Source organism: Rhodovulum sp. FJ3, assembly GCF_032918305.1.
GTDB lineage: Bacteria > Pseudomonadota > Alphaproteobacteria > Rhodobacterales > Rhodobacteraceae > SAT37.
This window is the reverse complement of the sequence record NZ_JAWJUU010000004.1, coordinates 239,277-256,179: the sequence shown is the minus strand read 5'-3', so window position 1 is coordinate 256,179 and position 16,903 is coordinate 239,277. Positions and strand designations below refer to the sequence as shown.

General features: G+C 61.1%; 15 protein-coding genes. 5 read left to right on the top strand and 10 right to left on the bottom strand.

Translation table 11 applies throughout. The features are described 5' to 3' along the window. Positions 1 to 40 precede the first annotated feature (40 nt). From R1W00_RS13045 to dapE, 3 genes are all read right to left on the bottom strand, one after another. Positions 41 to 1,318: a lytic murein transglycosylase gene (locus tag R1W00_RS13045; RefSeq protein ID WP_317263191.1), complete on the bottom strand. Its 1,278-nt coding sequence runs from the start codon at positions 1,316 to 1,318 to the stop codon at positions 41 to 43. 88 nt (positions 1,319 to 1,406) lie between these two features. Continuing rightward, positions 1,407 to 3,674, bottom strand: coding sequence for a ribonuclease R (gene rnr, locus R1W00_RS13040; RefSeq protein ID WP_317263190.1), 2,268 nt, complete (start codon positions 3,672 to 3,674; stop codon positions 1,407 to 1,409). Between the two features lie 63 nt (positions 3,675 to 3,737). Further along, entirely contained in the window at positions 3,738 to 4,889 is a 1,152-nt protein-coding gene (gene dapE, locus R1W00_RS13035; RefSeq protein ID WP_317263189.1) for a succinyl-diaminopimelate desuccinylase, read from the bottom strand. A 261-nt stretch (positions 4,890 to 5,150) separates the two neighbouring features. On the opposite strand from dapE, the gene R1W00_RS13030 reads away from it, so the two are divergent. From R1W00_RS13030 to R1W00_RS13020, 3 genes are read left to right on the top strand one after another with little or no spacing between them, the layout of a single operon-like run. After that, positions 5,151 to 6,734 (top strand): Hint domain-containing protein, encoded by a 1,584-nt coding sequence (locus R1W00_RS13030; RefSeq protein WP_317263188.1) that lies wholly within the window; start codon positions 5,151 to 5,153, stop codon positions 6,732 to 6,734. Then, the gene (locus R1W00_RS13025; RefSeq protein WP_317263187.1) at positions 6,731 to 7,822 is read left to right on the top strand and encodes a Hint domain-containing protein; all 1,092 of its coding nucleotides are present in this window, start codon (positions 6,731 to 6,733) and stop codon (positions 7,820 to 7,822) included. Before R1W00_RS13030 ends, R1W00_RS13025 begins: the two co-directional genes overlap by 4 nt. 32 nt (positions 7,823 to 7,854) lie before the next feature. Continuing rightward, positions 7,855 to 8,913 (top strand): transporter substrate-binding domain-containing protein, encoded by a 1,059-nt coding sequence (locus R1W00_RS13020; protein WP_317263186.1) that lies wholly within the window; start codon positions 7,855 to 7,857, stop codon positions 8,911 to 8,913. Here the strand turns inward: R1W00_RS13020 and R1W00_RS13015 are convergent, their stop codons facing one another. Beyond that, positions 8,914 to 9,288 carry a hypothetical protein gene (locus tag R1W00_RS13015; RefSeq protein WP_317263185.1) on the bottom strand — a complete coding sequence of 125 codons (375 nt, stop codon included), beginning with the start codon at positions 9,286 to 9,288 and terminating at the stop codon, positions 8,914 to 8,916. Between the two features lie 135 nt (positions 9,289 to 9,423). Continuing rightward, positions 9,424 to 10,251 (bottom strand): 2,3,4,5-tetrahydropyridine-2,6-dicarboxylate N-succinyltransferase, encoded by an 828-nt coding sequence (dapD, locus tag R1W00_RS13010; RefSeq protein WP_317263184.1) that lies wholly within the window; start codon positions 10,249 to 10,251, stop codon positions 9,424 to 9,426. A gap of 86 nt (positions 10,252 to 10,337) precedes the next feature. Between dapD and R1W00_RS13005 the strand changes: the two genes are divergently transcribed. Next, a complete protein-coding gene (locus R1W00_RS13005) occupies positions 10,338 to 11,150 on the top strand; it encodes an LOG family protein (RefSeq protein ID WP_317263183.1) in 813 nt (270 codons plus the stop codon). Here the strand turns inward: R1W00_RS13005 and R1W00_RS13000 are convergent, their stop codons facing one another. The 4 genes from R1W00_RS13000 to R1W00_RS12985 all read right to left on the bottom strand — a co-directional run bounded on the left by R1W00_RS13000 (position 11,151) and on the right by R1W00_RS12985 (position 14,729). After that, complete coding sequence (locus tag R1W00_RS13000; protein WP_317263182.1) at positions 11,151 to 11,864, bottom strand: gamma-glutamyl-gamma-aminobutyrate hydrolase family protein; 714 nt, start codon at positions 11,862 to 11,864, stop codon at positions 11,151 to 11,153. After that, complete coding sequence (locus tag R1W00_RS12995) at positions 11,861 to 12,823, bottom strand: amidoligase family protein (protein ID WP_317263181.1); 963 nt, start codon at positions 12,821 to 12,823, stop codon at positions 11,861 to 11,863. The genes R1W00_RS13000 and R1W00_RS12995 overlap by 4 nt, the downstream gene beginning before the upstream one ends. 38 nt (positions 12,824 to 12,861) lie before the next feature. After that, positions 12,862 to 14,052: a 23S rRNA (adenine(2503)-C(2))-methyltransferase RlmN gene (gene rlmN, locus R1W00_RS12990; RefSeq protein ID WP_317263367.1), complete on the bottom strand. Its 1,191-nt coding sequence runs from the start codon at positions 14,050 to 14,052 to the stop codon at positions 12,862 to 12,864. Positions 14,053 to 14,195: 143 nt separating this feature from the next. Beyond that, a complete protein-coding gene (locus R1W00_RS12985; RefSeq protein WP_317263366.1) occupies positions 14,196 to 14,729 on the bottom strand; it encodes an invasion associated locus B family protein in 534 nt (177 codons plus the stop codon). Between the two features lie 173 nt (positions 14,730 to 14,902). Here R1W00_RS12985 and R1W00_RS12980 point away from each other — a divergent pair, with 173 nt between their 5' ends. Then, positions 14,903 to 15,907, top strand: a complete 1,005-nt coding sequence (locus tag R1W00_RS12980; RefSeq protein WP_317263180.1) for an asparaginase — start codon at positions 14,903 to 14,905, stop codon at positions 15,905 to 15,907. Here R1W00_RS12980 and serB read toward each other — a convergent pair. Further along, entirely contained in the window at positions 15,904 to 16,779 is an 876-nt protein-coding gene (gene serB / locus R1W00_RS12975) for a phosphoserine phosphatase SerB (RefSeq protein WP_317263179.1), read from the bottom strand. The genes R1W00_RS12980 and serB overlap by 4 nt on opposite strands. Positions 16,780 to 16,903: the final 124 nt, after the last annotated feature.

The following is a 16,903-nucleotide window of genomic DNA, read 5'->3' as shown; positions in this document are numbered from 1 at the left end:
TCAACCGGAACATCGCCACATGAACGACGTTCACAAAGCGTCACTGTCGTTTCAACAGGGCCAGCAACTCCTCTGACGGATAGCCGTCCGGCGTCACGCCGCGGCTGATCTGGAAGGACCGGATGGCATTGATCGTGTTGGGACCGATGATCCCGTCAATCTTGTCATCCAGGAAGCCCAGCTTGACCAACCGCTTTTGCATGTCTTTCTTTTCGTTGAACGACAGGGGTTTGTACCCACGCGGCCATGCGGCCTGAATGGCGGGTCCACCGGCCAGACGGTCGGACAAATGCCCCACCCCGATCACATAGGCATCCGCGACGTTATAGCGTTCGATCACCGAAAAATTCTTGAAGATCATGAACGCCGCGCCCTGCGATCCGGCGGGCAACAGGATCGACGCCGAGCCGAAATCGCGCACCGTGCGTCCGTTCATATCCCGCACACCCAACGCGCCCCAGTCCGACGGCATCTTCTGGATCTTGCGGCTGGACAACCCGTAATCAAACCCGCGCGGCAGTTGCACCTCTACCCCCCACGGCATGCCTTTGACCCAACCGAACCGCGCGAGATAGGCGGCGGTCGAGGCCAGCGCGTCCGACGGGTCATTGTCGTCCCAGATGTCGCGTCGCCCGTCGCCGGTGAAATCCACCGCATAGGCCAGATAGCTGGACGGGATGAACTGCGTGTGGCCCATCGCACCGGCCCATGATCCGGTCATTCGACGCACGGACACATCGCCCGCCTGCAGGATTTTCAACGCATCGACCAGCTGTCCCTCAAAGAACTTGCCGCGCCGTCCGTCATAGGCCAGCGTCGCCAAGGCCTCAATCGTCGGGATATTACCACGGAACTCGCCATAGGCGCTCTCCAACCCCCAGACCGCCGCGACGACCTCTTTCTCAACGCCATAGGTGCGTTCAATCGCGTCCAACTGACGGCGGTATTTCTTTAACGCCGCCTGACCGTTCTCGATCCGCGTGGGCGAGGCCGCGCTGTCCAGATAGTCCCAGATCTGGCGCGTATATTCCGATTGGTTGCGGTCCTTCTGGATCACATCGGTGTTGTACTTGATGCCCTTGAACGCCGTGTCGAACACCTTGGGGCTGATCCCTTGGTTCAACGCGCGGCCACGAAACCCCGCGATCCAGCGGTCGAACGCCTGATTTGCCGAGGCCTGTTCGATCACGGCGCCACCTGTCCCTGCGTCGGGCCGTGGCAGGGGGCGCAACGCCCGTTCAAGCCCGGCCGCGAATGCGCCCGAACAGAATGATCCGACCAGAACGGCCGCGATTGCGGTTTTGATGGCAAAGCCCATGTGAACACCTGAAACGCCTGTAACTGCTTTTTTAGACAGTCTAGCGCAGCAACGCCGCCACGCAAGAAACATCCAAGTGTTCGGCGGATCAACGCCGTTTGCGCACGACCTTGCGCTTGGCCTTGGCGGTCTTTGCCTTGGCCTTGTTTTCCTTACGGCGCACGGGACCCTTGCCGCGACGGTTGCCGCCGCGTCCCCGCCCACTGGGCAGTTTCGCGCCCTCAAGTTCCAACAGGTCCAGCGACAGACCACCGGTCACCGGCACGGCCTCGGCAAGGCGCACCAGAACCCGTTGACCCAGCCCGATTTCAATGCCGCTTTGTGATCCGGTCAGGGTCTGGGTTTCGGGGTCGTGATGGAAGAATTCGTTGCCCAACTCGCGGATCGGGATCAGGCCATCCGCGCCGGTTTCGTCCAGCCGCACAAACACGCCAAACCGCGTGACGCCCGAAATCCGACCGCCAAATTCATTGCCTACACGTTCGGACAGATAGGCCGCCAGATAGCGGTCGGTGGTGTCGCGTTCTGCGGCCATTGAACGACGTTCATTATCCGAAATCTGTTTGGCCGTTTCGGACAGAATCTCGATTTCATCCGGCGACAGACCATCGTCACCCCAGCCATGCCCAAGGATCAGCGCGCGGTGCACGATCAAATCCGCATAGCGTCGGATGGGCGAGGTGAAATGCGCATAATTGCGCAAGGCCAGACCGAAATGCCCATAGTTATCAGGGCTGTAATAGGCCTGCGTCATCGAGCGCAGGGTCGACATGTTGATCAGTTCGGCGAACTCGGACTCCGCCGCCGCGTTCAGCAGCCCGTTCAAATGCCGCGTCTGCAACACCTGCCCCTTCGCAAGGGTAAAGCCCGATGCGCCCGCGACCTCCCGCAGGGCGTCGAGCTTGTCCAGCGCGGGTTCTTCGTGCACCCGGAACAACAGCGGGCGGCGCAGACGGTTCAGTTCCTCGGCGGCGGCGACATTGGCCAGCACCATGAACTCTTCGATCAGCTTATGCGCGTCCAACCGGTCCTTAAACGCGATCGAATCCACCTTGCCGTCTTCGTTCAGGATGATCCGCCGTTCGGGCAGGTCGAGGTCCAAGGGCTGACGTACCTCACGCGCCTTTTTCAGCGCGGCGTAGGCGTCGTAAAGGGGGCGGATCACCTCATCCAGCAACGGTTCGGTGCGTTCGGTCACATTGCCGTCGATGGCGGCCTGCACCTCTTCATAGGCCAGAGACGCCGCCGATTGCATCAAACCGCGGGTAAAGCGGTGGCTGATCTTTTCGCCGTCTACGTTGATTTTCATCCGAACGGCCATACAGGCGCGCGGGACGTCCTCGTGCAGCGAGCACAGATCGCCCGACAACCGGTCGGGCAGCATCGGCACAACGCGGTCGGGGAAATAGGTTGAGTTGCCGCGCTTGCGCGCCTCGCGGTCAAGCGCACTGCCCGGACGGACGTAATGCGCCACGTCGGCAATCGCGACCCACAGGATAAACCCGCCGGGGTTTTCGGGATCGTCATCGGGGATCGCCAGAACCGCGTCGTCCTTGTCGCGGGCATCGGCAGGGTCGATGGTGATCAGGGGGATGTCGCGCAGGTCTTCGCGTTTGCCCAGACCGGCAGGGCGGGCGCGGTCGGCCTCGGCCATCACGGTGTCAGGGAAATCATCGGGGATGCCGTGTTGGTGGATCGCGATCAGGGACACGGCGCGCGGCGCGGTCGGATCGCCCAGACGGTTGATGACCCGCGCACGCGGCAGACCCATGCGACCCTTGGGGCCAGATTGCTCGGCCTCGACCAGTTCGCCATCCTTGGCGTTGATCGTGGCACCGGGGGCGACGGTCCATTCCTTGTCCGCGCCCTTGTCGATGGGCACGATGCGCCCGCCCTCGGCCGATTTGCGGAAGATACCCAGAATGCGGTGCGGGTTGGTGCCGATGCGGCGGATCAAACGGGCCTCATAGGCGTGATCCTCGGCCTTGACGGCCTTGAGCCGTCCAAGAATCCGGTCGCCGGTTTTCAGGGCCATCGCGCCCTTTTCCGCGACATAGAGAACGCGCGGCGGTTCGCCGTCCCCGTGCCATTCCATCGGCAGTGCGAATTGATCGCCATCTTCATCAGGTGGCAGGATTTGCAGAACCGTCACAGGCGGAAGGCCATCGGAATCGCGATAGGTCTTGCGCCGCTTTTGCAGGTGCCCCTCGGCCTCAAGCTCTTTCAGCACGCGTTTCAATTCGATACGCGCGGCCCCCTTGATCCCGAACGCCTTGGCGATGTCACGCTTGTTGGTCAGGGTGGGGTTGTCGGTGATCCATTGCAGGATCTGTGCTTTGTCGGGGATCTGGTTCATGATCCTGCCGTATCACGCGCCACATGCCGCGTCATGCAGAAACAGAGGCCCAAAAGGCCCCGATCAGGCGAAATAATCGCGCAAAATGCGGGTATAGATCGATTTTAGCTGTTCGATCTGGGCGACCTCGACGTGTTCGTCGACCTGATGCATGGTTTTGCCGACCAGACCGAATTCCACAACGGGGCAGTGGTTTTTGACAAACCGCGCATCCGACGTCCCGCCCGAGGTCGATTTGACCGGATCAACGCCGGTTTCATCGCGAACCGCCGCCGCGACCAGATCGGACAGGGCGCCGGGCGGTGTGAGAAAGCTCTCGCCCGAAACCTTGATGCGCATGTCAAAGGCAACGCCGGTTTCCGCAGCAATCGCGTCGATCTGGGATTGCAGCCATCCCGTCAGGCTGTCGCCGGAATGGATGTCGTTGAACCGGATGTTGATCGTTGCACGGCCCTCGGCGGGGATCACGTTGGTGGCGGGGTTGCCCACGTCGATGGTGGTCACGGCAAGGGTCGAGGCATCGAAATGATCCGTGCCTTGGTCCAACTCATGCGACGCCAGCCGGTCGATCAGCCGCGCCAAGGCGGGCAGGGGATTCAGCGCGCGATGCGGATAGGCGGCATGCCCTTGGGTGCCCTTGGCGGTGAAATAGGCGGTCAGCGACCCGCGACGCCCGATTTTCATCATCTCGCCCATGGTGTTGGGGCAGGTGGGTTCGCCCACCAGACAGGCGCTCATCGCTTCGTTGTTGGCGTCCATCCAGTCCAGCAGGGCAATGGTGCCGTCCGTCGCGTCGCCCTCTTCGTCGCCGGTGATGGTCATGATGACGGCCCCGTCCGGCGGGGTTTGGGTGACGAAATCAACCGCAGCCGCCGCGAATGCCGCCACGCCCGATTTCATGTCGGTCGCGCCACGCCCCCAGAGCTTGCCATCCTTGATCTCGCCCGAGAACGGTCCGACGGTCCACGCGCCCTCATCCCCGACGGGGACGACATCGGTGTGACCGTTGAACCCGAAACTGCGGGCGTGTCCCTTAGCGCCCCAACGCGCGAACAGGTTGGCGGTGCCGTTGCGATCCACGCGGGTGCAGTCAAACCCCGCATCCCCCAACAACCGTTCAAGCAGGACCAGCGCGCCACCCTCAACAGGCGTCACAGAGGGGCAGCGGATCAGATCGGCGGTCAGGGCAACAGGGTCGGTCAAAGGGGTCTCCATCGTTCGTCCGCCCGTCTTACACCCCCGTGTTGCCCCCCGCAATGTTGCAGGCCGGAAACACCATAGCGTGTCCAAAGCATGGAATATGAAGTCTTAGGGTTATCAAAGTGACAAAAGTAGGGCACAGTCCTATCCCAAAGAGTACCTGAGGCAGGGTAACGGGCACCAAAAAAACAAACGGGCCCAATCGCGCAGACCAACCACTGACCCGCAACGCGGGCTGTGACCTGTGCGCCTTGCCGACTGAGGCAGGACAGCACGATGGTTAGAGCAGCAGACCTAGACTACGATACCAATGCGACCGCCGTTGAGATGGCGGAGACGATCTTTGGTGAGGGCATCACCGTCGTCTCGGCCAGCTATTCGGGCGATCAGGACTCGTCGGCCATCTATTCGGGCGGGGATACGATCGCGCCTGGCGTGACGCCGTCGGATTCGGGTGTGATCCTGTCCACGGGCGACGCCACGGATTTCACCAACCGCTCGCGCGGGAACGCCGAGGCGAACCAGGAAACCAACACCAGCACGAACACCAGCGGCGTAAACAACGACGCGGATTTCAACGAGTTGGCGGGGGCCAGCACGTTCGATGCGGCCATTCTGGATGTGGATTTCATTCCCGAAGGCGACACGATGACGTTGCAGTTCGTGTTCGCGTCTGAGGAATACCCTGAGTTCACGAACTCGATCTACAACGACGTTGTGGGCATCTGGATCAACGGCGAACTGGTGCCGTTGGAAATCGCGGGTGAAACCACGTCCATCGGCAACGTGAACGATGTCGATAACCAGAACCTGTACGTCGACAACACCAACAGCGATTTCAACACCGAAATGGACGGGTTTACCGTCACGATGACGGTCACCATCCCCGTCGTTCCGGGTGAGGTGAACAGCATTCGCATCGGCATCGCCGACGTCGCCGATAGCAATTTTGACTCGTCCGTTCTGATCGCTGCCGAAAGTGGCCAGAGCGCGTTTATTGCAAATGCGGATATCGTCAACGTCGCCCCCGGCGAAACCACCACCGTTGATGTTCTGGCTAATGACATCAGCCGCGTTCCCGGTACCGTGACCATTACCCACATTAACGGCGTGCCGGTGGTTGCGGGGGATACTGTCACCCTTGCCACCGGTCAGCAGATCACGCTGAACCCCGACGGGACGTTTACGGTTGTGGCCGATGGCGACACCGAGAGCGTCAGCTTTACCTACACCGCCGAAAACGATGTGGGCCTGTCGGACACGGGCTTTGTCACGGTCAACTCGGTGCCCTGTTTCGTAGCAGGCACCCGCATTTTGACGGACCGTGGTGAGGTGGCGATCGAAACCCTGCAAGAGGGTGATCTGGTGCACACGCTGGACAACGGATTACAGCCTGTGCGCTGGATCGGGCGGCGCACGGTCGCGGCTGAGGGCACAATGGCCCCGATCCTGATCAAGGCCGGCGCGCTGGGCAATGCGCGCGACATCAAGCTGTCGCCCCAGCACCGCGTGTTGATCGGGGACAATCTGGCCGAACTTCTGTTTGGCGAGGGGGAGGTTCTGGTCGCGGCCAAGGATCTGGTCAACGATCATTCCATCCGTCCGCAAATCGGCGGCACGGTTGAATACGTGCATATCCTGTTTGACGCCCATCAGATCGTGTTTACCGAGGGTCTGGAAACCGAGAGCTTTCTGCCCGGCCCGCAAACCACCCGCAGCTTTGAGCGTGAAACGGTGGCCGAAATTTGCCGCATCTTCCCCGAACTCGATCCGACGACGGGTATGGGATACGGACCGGCGGCGCGCCGGACCCTCAAGGCCTATGAGGCGCGCGTGTTGTTCGGAACCCTTGCCGCATGACGTGGATCGCCGTGACCCAAGATCAATCCAGCGCGTTCGAACAGGGCGCGCCCACCGGTCTGCGGGTGTCGCGCCGTGCGATGGCGCAATCGGACGATTTGACCCGCGGTAGCCTGTATCTAGAGGCCGATCTCCAGCGCTGGAAACACGACGATCAGGCCCTGTTCGTGTTCCATAGCAACGATCCAATCCACAGCCATTGCGCCATGCATCTTGGTGCGGACGCGACCCTGACCTTTAGTCGCCGGTTGGACGGTGAGGCGCGACAGGTCTGTATGCCAATCAACGGCGCGATGATTGATGGCACGCTACGCGTCACCGTGTCGTGGGATTGTGATCGCGGCACCGGTTTGATTTCGGCCGAACTGCCGGATGAGGGCGTTTTGGTGCAACGCGAGATGATCGCGCCTTTGCCATGGACCCAAGGTGACCTGCACCGTCTGAAAACCCCGCGCGCGACCTTTGCTTTTGGGCCTAGCCTGCGCTGTTTTGGCCTGTCGGACGGGTTTGAACCCGTGGGTCTGTCGCCCAGCCTGACCGATGGCACGCCGATCCTGACCCCGAACGGCTATGTCCCGATTGAAACCCTGTCGGCGGGCGATCTGGTCCAGACCGAACAGGGTCCCCGCGCGATCCGTTGGATCACCCATCGCGAGGTGCTGGCACGTGGACGGTTCCGCCCGATCCGGTTGCTGGCCCCCTATCTGGGCCTGAAACAGGACATCATCCTATCCCCCGAACAATGCATCAAGATCAGTGGCACCGAGGTTGAATACCTGTTCAACGAAGAGGCGGTTCTGGTCCCCGCGCAGACTTTTTTGCACAGCAATTTTGCCACGTGGCACCCCGCGCCTGCCGTGATCCGGTATCACCAACTCGTTCTTGAGGACCACGGCGTGATCGACGTGGCGGGATGTCCGATGGACACCATGTTCATCGGTGATCTGCGCGAACAGTCCGAGATCATGTCGACCACCGTTCTGGCCGAGGCCTCAGCCAGCCAACTTCCTGTGCATCACGCCATGGCCTATCCCGCATTGTGTAATTTCGAAGCAATTACTCTTCGCGCCGCGCTACTTTGCCGTTAAACCGGTGCAAACATGGCGTGGGACGACGGGATATGACGGGTTTTCTGCGGAAATTGCTGGCGGTTTTGGTGCTGTTGTGGACGGCAGGCACGGCTGTGGCCCAAGATCTGCGGATCGTCACGGTTGAACGGCCGCCCTTTGCGATGAAACAGGGCGAGGATTTCAACGGCTTTAGCATCGATCTGTGGAACGCCGTGGCCGAGGATCTGGGCCGCACCTCCAGCTTTGAGATGGTCGGCGGGTTTGGCGAGATGCTGGGCCATATTCGAAATGGCACCCGTGATGCCGCCGTCGCCAATATCTCGATCACCGCCGAGCGCGAAGAAGTTCTGGATTTCAGCCACACGATTTTCGAGAGCGGCCTTCAGATCATGATCCCCAACGACGGGCAGGACAGCCTGTTGATCAACGCGCTGATCTCGCGCGATGTGGCGATGTTCATCGGTCTGGCGTTTCTGACGCTGTTTGGTGGCGGGATGCTGATGTGGGCGATGGAGCGCCGCGCCCAACCCTATTTCGACCGCCCCGCACGCGAGGCGATGTTCCCGTCGTTCTGGTGGGCGTTGAACCTTGTGGTGAACGGCGGGTTTGAGGAACGCGTGCCGCGCACGTTTTTCGGTCGGATTTTCGCGGTGTTGCTGGTGATTTCCAGCCTGTTCATCGTGTCGATCTTTGTGGCGAAAATCACCGCCGTTATGACGGTCGACGCGATTCAGGGATCGGTCAATTCGGTCAATGACCTCTACGGCAAACGCGTCGCGACGATCCAAGGCTCAACCAGCGAGCGGTTCCTGCTCGACCGGGATCTGGACATCGACACCTATGCCGATCTGGACAGCCTGCTGCGCGATTTCGAGGGCGGGAATGTTGAGGCGGTCGTGTTCGACGCCCCCGTCTTGGCCTTTTACGTGAACAACCAAGGCAGTGGCGACGCGATGCTGGTCGGGTCGCCCTTCCGGCGTGAAAGCTATGGCTTTGCCCTGCCGTCGAACAGCCCGCTGGTCGAGCCGGTCAACCGGAGCCTGCTGAAGCTGCGGGAGAACGGGACCTATGACCGGATTTACCGCCGCTATTTCGGCGCGCAGAACTGATTAGTTCAGCGGCCCGTCGAGCGGCATTTGCTCTTCGCCGTCAAAGAACGGGGTGAACTGGGCCACGACGACAGAGTTCTCGTCCAACGCGCGTTGCATCAATTCCAGTTCGTCCTTGGCGATGTCGTGCCCTTGGTCGCGGCGTTCCTGCGCGGTGCCGTAACCGGTGACGTCCAAGGGATTCAGATCGGCCTGTTTCAGAACGGCGACGGTTTCGCGCACCGCCTCGGCCTCATCCACGCCAGAGGCATAGCACATCAGCGCGGCACCGGTCGCCTTGTCGGGCAGGCCGTCACCGTCCTTGCGCCCCACTTGGACCACCAGCGTGAACACCTGTTGGGCGCGCTTTACCTTTTTCTTGTCGTCAGTGCTCATGGCCTACCTCATCTGTCGCGGGCACAGGTGGCGGGTTTGGGGCAGAGAGTCAAGAAACCCGCGCCGCCGACCTAAATGAAAAACGCCCCGGGGACAGGTCCCCGAGGCGTTTTCGATTCATTCTTGCGGCGCTGATCAGTCGCGCAGCAATTCGTTGATGCCGGTTTTCGAACGGGTCTTTTCGTCGACGCGTTTCACGATCACCGCACAGTAGAGGTTGATGCCGTTCTTGCTGGGCATGGAACCTGCGACGACGACCGAGTACGGGGGAACCTCGCCATAGGTGACTTCGCCGGTTTCGCGATCCACGATCTTGGTCGATTTGCCGATGAACACGCCCATGCCCAAAACCGAGCCTTCGCGCACGATACAGCCTTCAACCACCTCGGAGCGCGCCCCGATAAAGCAGTTGTCTTCGATGATGGTCGGACCGGCCTGCATGGGTTCCAGAACGCCGCCGATGCCAACGCCACCCGACAGGTGCACGTTTTTACCGATTTGCGCACAGGACCCGACGGTCGCCCATGTGTCGACCATGGTGCCCTCATCGACATAGGCGCCGAGGTTCACAAACGACGGCATCAGGACCACGCCCGGTGCGATATAGGCCGACTTGCGGACAACGGTGTTGGGCACGGCGCGGAAGCCTGCGGTTTTCCACTGCTCAGCATCCCAGCCTTTGAACTTGCTGTCGACCTTGTCCCACCAGCCGCCGCCTTGGGGGCCACCGGATTGCTCTTCCATGTCCTTGATGCGAAAGCCCAGCAGAACCGCCTTTTTGGCCCACTGGTTCACGTGCCAATCGCCGCTCTCCAGCTTTTCCGCCACGCGCAGCGAACCGCTGTCCAGTGCGTTCAGCGTGTCTTCGATGGCCTCACGGGTTTCGCCCGTGGTTTGCGGGGTGATCTGGTCACGGGTTTCCCAAGCTGCTTCGATTGCAGCTTCGAGTTGGGCATTCGACATGCGCGTTCCTCCGATAGGTATCTGGCCTCATCTGGGCAGAGCCTATAGACCGACATGAGCAACAGCGCAATGGAACCGAGGCCCCTATGACCGAGAACCGCACCCGCGTCTTTCCCAACGCCCATCAGGATATGGAAACGGCACGCGATATTCCCGACACGCCGCAGACACGTTCGCCCGCGTATCGTCTGGCCTTTGCCGATGATTCCTTTATCTGCCGCGACGAATTGCGCCCCGTACGGTTGCAGTTGGAATTGATGAAGCCGGAACTTTTGATGTCGGAATACGGCATTGAGAGCACCGTCGTTCTGTTCGGCGGCGCGCGCATTCCCGAGCCCGCGCAAAAGCACACGGCCAAGACCGAGACATTGGCCAACCTGTCAAAGTTCTATGATGAGGCGCGTGAGTTTGCCCGCCTGATGACCCTGAAAAGCATCGAGAGCGGCAATCGCGAAAACGTCGTTGTCACCGGCGGCGGTCCAGGTGTGATGGAGGCGGGCAATCGCGGCGCGGCGGATGCGGGGGGCGTGTCCATCGGGTTGAACATCGTTCTGCCCCACGAACAAAAACCCAACGATTGGGTCACGCCCGAGCTGTGTTTCAACTTTCACTACTTTGGCATTCGCAAGATGCATTTCCTGATGCGCGCCAATGTCATCGCCATGTTCCCCGGTGGGTTCGGGACGCTGGACGAGATGTTTGAGGCCCTGACCCTGATCCAGACGAACCGCATGCGCCGCGTGCCGTTCATCCTGTTCGGGCGCGCGTTCTGGGACAGCATTATCAACTGGGACGCTCTGGCCGATGCGGGCACCATCGCGCCCGAGGATCTGGACCTGTTCCATTTCGTCGAAACCGCCGCCGAGGCGGTCGAATATATCGAAAACTGGGCCGAATAATCAGGACGCAGCGGCCGAAACGGCATCCAACTGGCTGTCGTCTTGGCGTGCGGCGCGGGCCGCGTGGACCAGCGCGCGGAACAGACCCATTTGGCGATGCGCATAGAACAAATGCTCGGGGTGCCATTGCACGCCGATGGCAAAGGGTTCTTTGACGCGCTCAATCGCTTGGATCATGCCGCCGGTATCGCGCGCCGCGACGCGCAACCCGTCGCCCAAACAATCCACCGATTGGGAATGCAGGGCGTTCACCTTCATCGGTTTCTCGCCACTGACACCGGCCAAACGGGTGTCCGGTTCGATGCAGACGGTTTTGCGGGGCAGGACGGTCCAGACGCGCTCGCTGGTGGTGTAGGTGGCATAGGCGTCTTGGTTCAACGTTCCGCCAAGGGCGATGTTCAACATCTGACTGCCGCGGCAAATGCCCAGAACCGGTTTGTTCTGAACCTGCGCCGCACGTACCAGATCGCATTCCAGTTCATCGCGTTCGGGATCCAATCGGGCGCTGGTAATCAGTTTTCCGCCATAGAGGTCAGGCGAAATATCGTCGCCGCCGCCGATGATGATGCCGTCGACCGTCGCGACGTCCGCAGGGCGGCCAACGCCCCATCGCACGGCCCGCCCACCGGCAAGCCAGACGTTCAGCGCGACCAACGGAAAAATGCGCCACCCCGACCGTGTGGACGTTGTGACACCGATCACGGGGCGGCTCATGACGTACCCCCAAGACCACCCAGCAGTTTGCCGCATTCCTTGGCCCAATCGGATCGGAACAGGGTGATGCCCTGATGCGCATCGACGTAGGCCGCGCCGAGTTTGTCCAACAGATCACCGCTTGCCGCGATCTGTTCGACCAGACGCCACCGGTCCCATTCGGTGACCAGCGTCCAATCGGGGTCATCAATCCGGCAATCGGGCAGGCGAAAGTGGAACGTGGGTCGCGCCGTGACGGCGGTGTCCGTGCCGATCTTGGCGGTCACACGATCCGCGTCCAGATGGGCAAAGATCGGCAGCATGTCTAGGCCGCGGTTCCGCGACGGGGTGTCCTCTAGGTAGAGATCGATCAGATCGCTCAGGGACGCATCGCGCCCCAGTTCGACCAGATGACGCACAAAGGAGGTCGGATAAGGATCTGTGAACGGCAATGCGTTGCGCGACTCGTCAATCGGACGCGCCGCGCGCATCCAGTCCTCAATCAACGCATAGGCCAACAGGGGGCGCAGGATGTCGGATGTGTCGGTGCTGGCGATTTCGACGTTCAGATGGACGCCAAAGCCGAAATACCACGCAGATGTACTACCCAAGGCACCGCGATCACAGAGGACCGCGCGCAGATGATCAAGGCGATCCAACCCCTCCGCGTCCAAGGGTTCGGTGACGATTTCGACCGGCACGACCTCACGGCCCAAGGCCAGACCGGCGTCGCGAAAGGTGCTGGCACTGGCCTTGCGCAGGGCGGTGTCGAGATACACCTCGACATCGCCGATGTCGGTGTCACGGACCGTCCAGATGGTGGTGTCGTCTTGATGGGCGGTGCCGTTCAGGACCTTAGCCACGATCGCGGCAACCTTATCTTCGGGCAGGCCGCCCAGTTCGATCTCGACCCCCGTCAGGCGGGGGGTGCCGTCGGCATTGGTCGGCTGGGGCAGTGGGCGAAAGGCGGTGTTCGTCATAGATGACTAACTATGTCATCGCCCCAAAGGTTCCAGCGTTATTCGCCCTGATTAACCTCGGCCTCGATCTGGGCGCGGGATTTGCGGGCGCGTTCGGTCGCCGATTTCAGCTGACCACAGGCGGCCATGATGTCCTCGCCACGCGGGGTGCGGATGGGCGAGGCATAACCGGCCTTATAGATGATGTCGGCAAACGCCTCGATCCGGTCCCAGTCGGACCGTTGATAAGGCGAACCCGGCCATTCGTTGAACGGGATCAGGTTGATCTTGGCGGGGATGCCTTGGATCAGTTTGACCAGACGGCGCGCGTCGGAATCCGTGTCGTTCACGTCCTTGAGCATCACGTATTCAAACGTGATCCGTTCGCTGTTGGACAGTTTCGGATAGGCCTTAAGCGCCTCAAGCAGCTCCGCAATGTTCCAGCGTTTGTTGATCGGGACCAGCTTGTCGCGCACCTCATCCGTGGTGGCGTGAAAGCTAACGGCCAGCATACAACCGATTTCCTCGGCGGTGCGGGCGATTTCGGGCACGACGCCCGAGGTCGACAGGGTGATCCGGCGACGCGACAGGGAAATGCCTTCGCCGTCCATGGCGATCTTCATCGCATCGCGGACGTTTTCAAAGTTGTACAGAGGTTCGCCCATGCCCATCAGAACGATGTTGGACAACAGACGCGGACCGGATTCACCCGTGCCCACACCGGGTTCGGGCCATTCGCCCAGATCGTCGCGCGCCATCATGATCTGACCGACGATTTCGGCGGCGGTCAGGTTGCGCACCAGTTTCTGCGTCCCCGTGTGGCAGAACGAACAGGTCAGAGTACAGCCCACCTGCGACGAGACACACAGCGTGCCGCGATCGGTCTCGGGGATATAAACCACCTCAACCTCATGGCCGCCCGCGATGCGCACCAGATACTTGCGGGTGCCATCCGCGCTGACCTGTTTGCTGACCATTTCGGGGATCGAGACGGTGAACTTTTCGTCCAGTTCGGCGCGATAGGCCTTGGACAGGTTGGTCATTTCCGCAAAGTCGCGCACGCCCCATTGATAGATCCATTGCCAGATCTGGTTCACGCGCATCTTGGCCTGTTTTTCCGGCGTGCCACCCGCGATCAGCGTGTCGCGCAATTGCTCACGCGTGAGGCCGACAAGGTTGGTCTTGCCGCCTGTGTCGGTCTTACGGGGAATGGTCATCACGTCCTGCGTGATAGGGGCGCTGGCTTGCATCATTCAATCCTCGGGAAATCAGGGATGGCTGATACACGATTTTTTCCGAGTCTGCAAAGGCATGCTGCATATGCTCGGTTTTGGGTGAGAGCGAACGAAAAAGGGCGCCGCGTGGCGCCCCGTTCAATCCGTTTGCGTGGGCCTTAGGCCCCGCAGTAATTCGCCGCCGACTCCGATGCCGCCGTAAAGCCCAGCAACGAGAACGTATCCTTGGTGATGGTGCCGCGCGACGAGCGGGCGGTCAGCGTCGCCTCGGCGCCGCGTTTCATGGCCGCGATAATCTTGGAATCATCCGCAGGCGTTGCGGGCCACGCCCATTCGCCATCGGTGAACAGCTCAAACTTGTTGTCGCCGATTTCCATCGAGACAAAGCTGTTCGGCGCGAACGGATAGCCGCCGGTAAAGGACACGACGCCACCCGATTTGCCACGGTTGAACGTCACGAACAGCATGATGTCACCGCGACGCACGGCCTTGATCCGGCCGTTTTCATCGGTGTTCACGGTTTCCTTGGGGATCGCCACGCCAAAGCATTCGTTCGGGGTCTGCGGCGGTTCGGCGAACACATTCCAATGGGTTTGTTCGTCGACTTTGTTGGTCGTTTCCTGCGCAACTGCGCCCGTGCTGACGCCGGCAACCAGTGCGGCGGCCAGTCCGAATTTCGCCCATGAAGTCATAGTACTCACAGCCTCCAGCTGTATTTGCCTCGTGCGACCGCCTGTGGTCGTTTGCGCGACCTTTTCCTGTGGCGGATCGTAATTCAACTCGATATTTGGCAGAATAGCGCGAACGTGGGGATTTTTGAAACCCCCGTAAGCATAAATTCGCCCACAAATAAGCGAGGATTCGCATGACCAACCCAGCACCCCTTGTTGAGATCTGGCGCGGCCCGCTGGCCGAGTCCCTGCATTCCGGTCACGTGGTGGTCTGTGATCATACGGGTCAGATCGTTTTTGCGCTGGGTAATCCGGATCAGACGATCCTGCCGCGTTCCTCGGTGAAGATGATTCAGGCCCTACCCCTGATGGAAAGTGGCGCGGCGGATGCGTTTGGTTTGCAGCCCTCGCAACTGGCGCTGGCCTGTGCGTCGCATCAGGGCGCGCCGATGCATACGGACCCTGTTGCGGCGTGGCTGTCGGAACTGGGCCTGACGGATGACGACATGCGCTGTGGTGCCGAGGTGCCGCGCGATCGCGACACGAAACACGCCATGATCCGCGCCGAAGGGTCCCCGTGTCAGGCGCACAACAACTGTTCGGGCAAACATTGCGGGTTTCTGACCCTGAACAAACACATCGGGGGCGGCACGGAATATGTCGACCCGACCCATCCGGTACAGATCGCCGCGCGCGATGCGTTTGAATCCGTCACGGATATGGATAGCCCCGGTTTTGGCATCGACGGGTGCTCGGCCCCGAACTTTGCCACCACGATGTATGGTCTGGCCCGCGCTATGGCCTATTTCGCCGCCGCCGATGTCGATAGTTCGGACAAACGCGAATCCGGTGCGGCGCGCTTGCGTCAGGCGATGATCGCCTATCCGCATCTGGTGGCCGGTGACGGGCGCGCCTGTACCGAGTTGATGGCCGCCGCCAAAGGTCAGGCCGCGATCAAAACAGGGGCCGAGGGCGTGTTCACCGCGATTCTGCCGGACCAAAAGCTGGGCGTCGCGGTCAAGGTCACGGATGGCGCAACACGGGCCAGCGAATGCACGATTGCGGCCGTTTTGGTGCGCTTGGGCATTCTGGATGCAAACGATCCGGCAGTGATCAAACGAATGACGCCGCGCGTCCGCAATTGGCGCGGGATGGATACCGGTATGATCCGCCCCGCCGCCGGTTTGATCGACGCCTAGGCCGCGAATTCGTCCTTGGCATAGCCTTGGATGTACAGCAGCGCCGACAGGTCGCCGTGGTTGATGCGGATATCGCATTCGGCGGCGACCGTCGGTTTCGCGTGCAGGGCAACGCCCGCACCGGCCAGACCCAGCATCCCCAGATCGTTCGCGCCGTCCCCGACGGCCATGACGTCACCGTGGGTCAGACCCAAACGCGCGCTGATCTCTTTCAGGGCCTGCACTTTGGCCTCGCGACCTAGAATCGGCATGCCCACCTCACCGGTCAGAACGCCGTTTTCGACCAACAAAGTGTTCGCGCGGTTCTCATCAAAGCCCAATTCGCCTGCGACATTTTGGGTAAATGCGGTGAAGCCCCCCGACACCAACGCGGCATAGGCGCCGTTCGCCTTCATCGTCGAGAGCAGTTCGCGACCACCGGGCATGAATGTGATCCGCGTGGCCAGAACGCGGGCGATCACGGCCTCATCCAGACCCTTGAGCAGACCCACCCGTTCCTTGAGCGCACCCTCGAAATCCAGCTCGCCGTTCATGGCGCGCGCGGTGATGTCCTTGACCCGCTCACCGACGCCCGCCTCATCGGCCAGTTCGTCGATGCATTCCTGCTCGATCATGGTGCTATCCATATCTGCCAAAAGCATTTTTTTCTTTCGGCCCTCGGCAGGCTGCACCACCATATCGACGCCCATCGCCTGCATATCCGACCACACATCCCACCGGTTTTCGGGCACGATTTCGACCGCGAATTCGGCGGCCTCATCCGGTGCCAGCCATTGGGCATCGCCACCGCCCCACGCGTTGCGCAGTGCGTCCACCGTCGCCGGTGTCAGGGTCGGGTTTTTCGGGTTCGACAAGAGGGTGACGATGTACATGGTCGTGTTTCCGATAGTGAACAAGGGTGTCGTATTTGTGCTCTTAAACGGCGCAATAGCGCGTCTTTCCCTCTTGCGCCAGAGCCGCGTGCCCCGTAGATGCGGTCTCGGGACACCCTTCCCC

What these genes read in the sequence shown, in the direction of transcription:
- R1W00_RS13020 (WP_317263186.1), top strand. Translation starts at nt 7,855, where the DNA reads ATGACGGGTTTTCTGCGGAAATTGCTGGCGGTTTTGGTGCTGTTGTGG.
- dapD (WP_317263184.1), bottom strand. Translation starts at nt 10,251, where the DNA reads ATGTCGAATGCCCAACTCGAAGCTGCAATCGAAGCAGCTTGGGAAACC.
- dapE (WP_317263189.1), bottom strand. Translation starts at nt 4,889, where the DNA reads ATGGAGACCCCTTTGACCGACCCTGTTGCCCTGACCGCCGATCTGATC.
- R1W00_RS12995 (WP_317263181.1), bottom strand. Translation starts at nt 12,823, where the DNA reads ATGACGAACACCGCCTTTCGCCCACTGCCCCAGCCGACCAATGCCGAC.
- rnr (WP_317263190.1), bottom strand. Translation starts at nt 3,674, where the DNA reads ATGAACCAGATCCCCGACAAAGCACAGATCCTGCAATGGATCACCGAC.
- R1W00_RS12985 (WP_317263366.1), bottom strand. Translation starts at nt 14,729, where the DNA reads ATGACTTCATGGGCGAAATTCGGACTGGCCGCCGCACTGGTTGCCGGC.
- serB (WP_317263179.1), bottom strand. Translation starts at nt 16,779, where the DNA reads ATGTACATCGTCACCCTCTTGTCGAACCCGAAAAACCCGACCCTGACA.
- R1W00_RS13015 (WP_317263185.1), bottom strand. Translation starts at nt 9,288, where the DNA reads ATGAGCACTGACGACAAGAAAAAGGTAAAGCGCGCCCAACAGGTGTTC.
- rlmN (WP_317263367.1), bottom strand. Translation starts at nt 14,052, where the DNA reads ATGCAAGCCAGCGCCCCTATCACGCAGGACGTGATGACCATTCCCCGT.
- R1W00_RS12980 (WP_317263180.1), top strand. Translation starts at nt 14,903, where the DNA reads ATGACCAACCCAGCACCCCTTGTTGAGATCTGGCGCGGCCCGCTGGCC.
- R1W00_RS13000 (WP_317263182.1), bottom strand. Translation starts at nt 11,864, where the DNA reads ATGAGCCGCCCCGTGATCGGTGTCACAACGTCCACACGGTCGGGGTGG.
- R1W00_RS13005 (WP_317263183.1), top strand. Translation starts at nt 10,338, where the DNA reads ATGACCGAGAACCGCACCCGCGTCTTTCCCAACGCCCATCAGGATATG.
- R1W00_RS13045 (WP_317263191.1), bottom strand. Translation starts at nt 1,318, where the DNA reads ATGGGCTTTGCCATCAAAACCGCAATCGCGGCCGTTCTGGTCGGATCA.
- R1W00_RS13025 (WP_317263187.1), top strand. Translation starts at nt 6,731, where the DNA reads ATGACGTGGATCGCCGTGACCCAAGATCAATCCAGCGCGTTCGAACAG.
- R1W00_RS13030 (WP_317263188.1), top strand. Translation starts at nt 5,151, where the DNA reads ATGGTTAGAGCAGCAGACCTAGACTACGATACCAATGCGACCGCCGTT.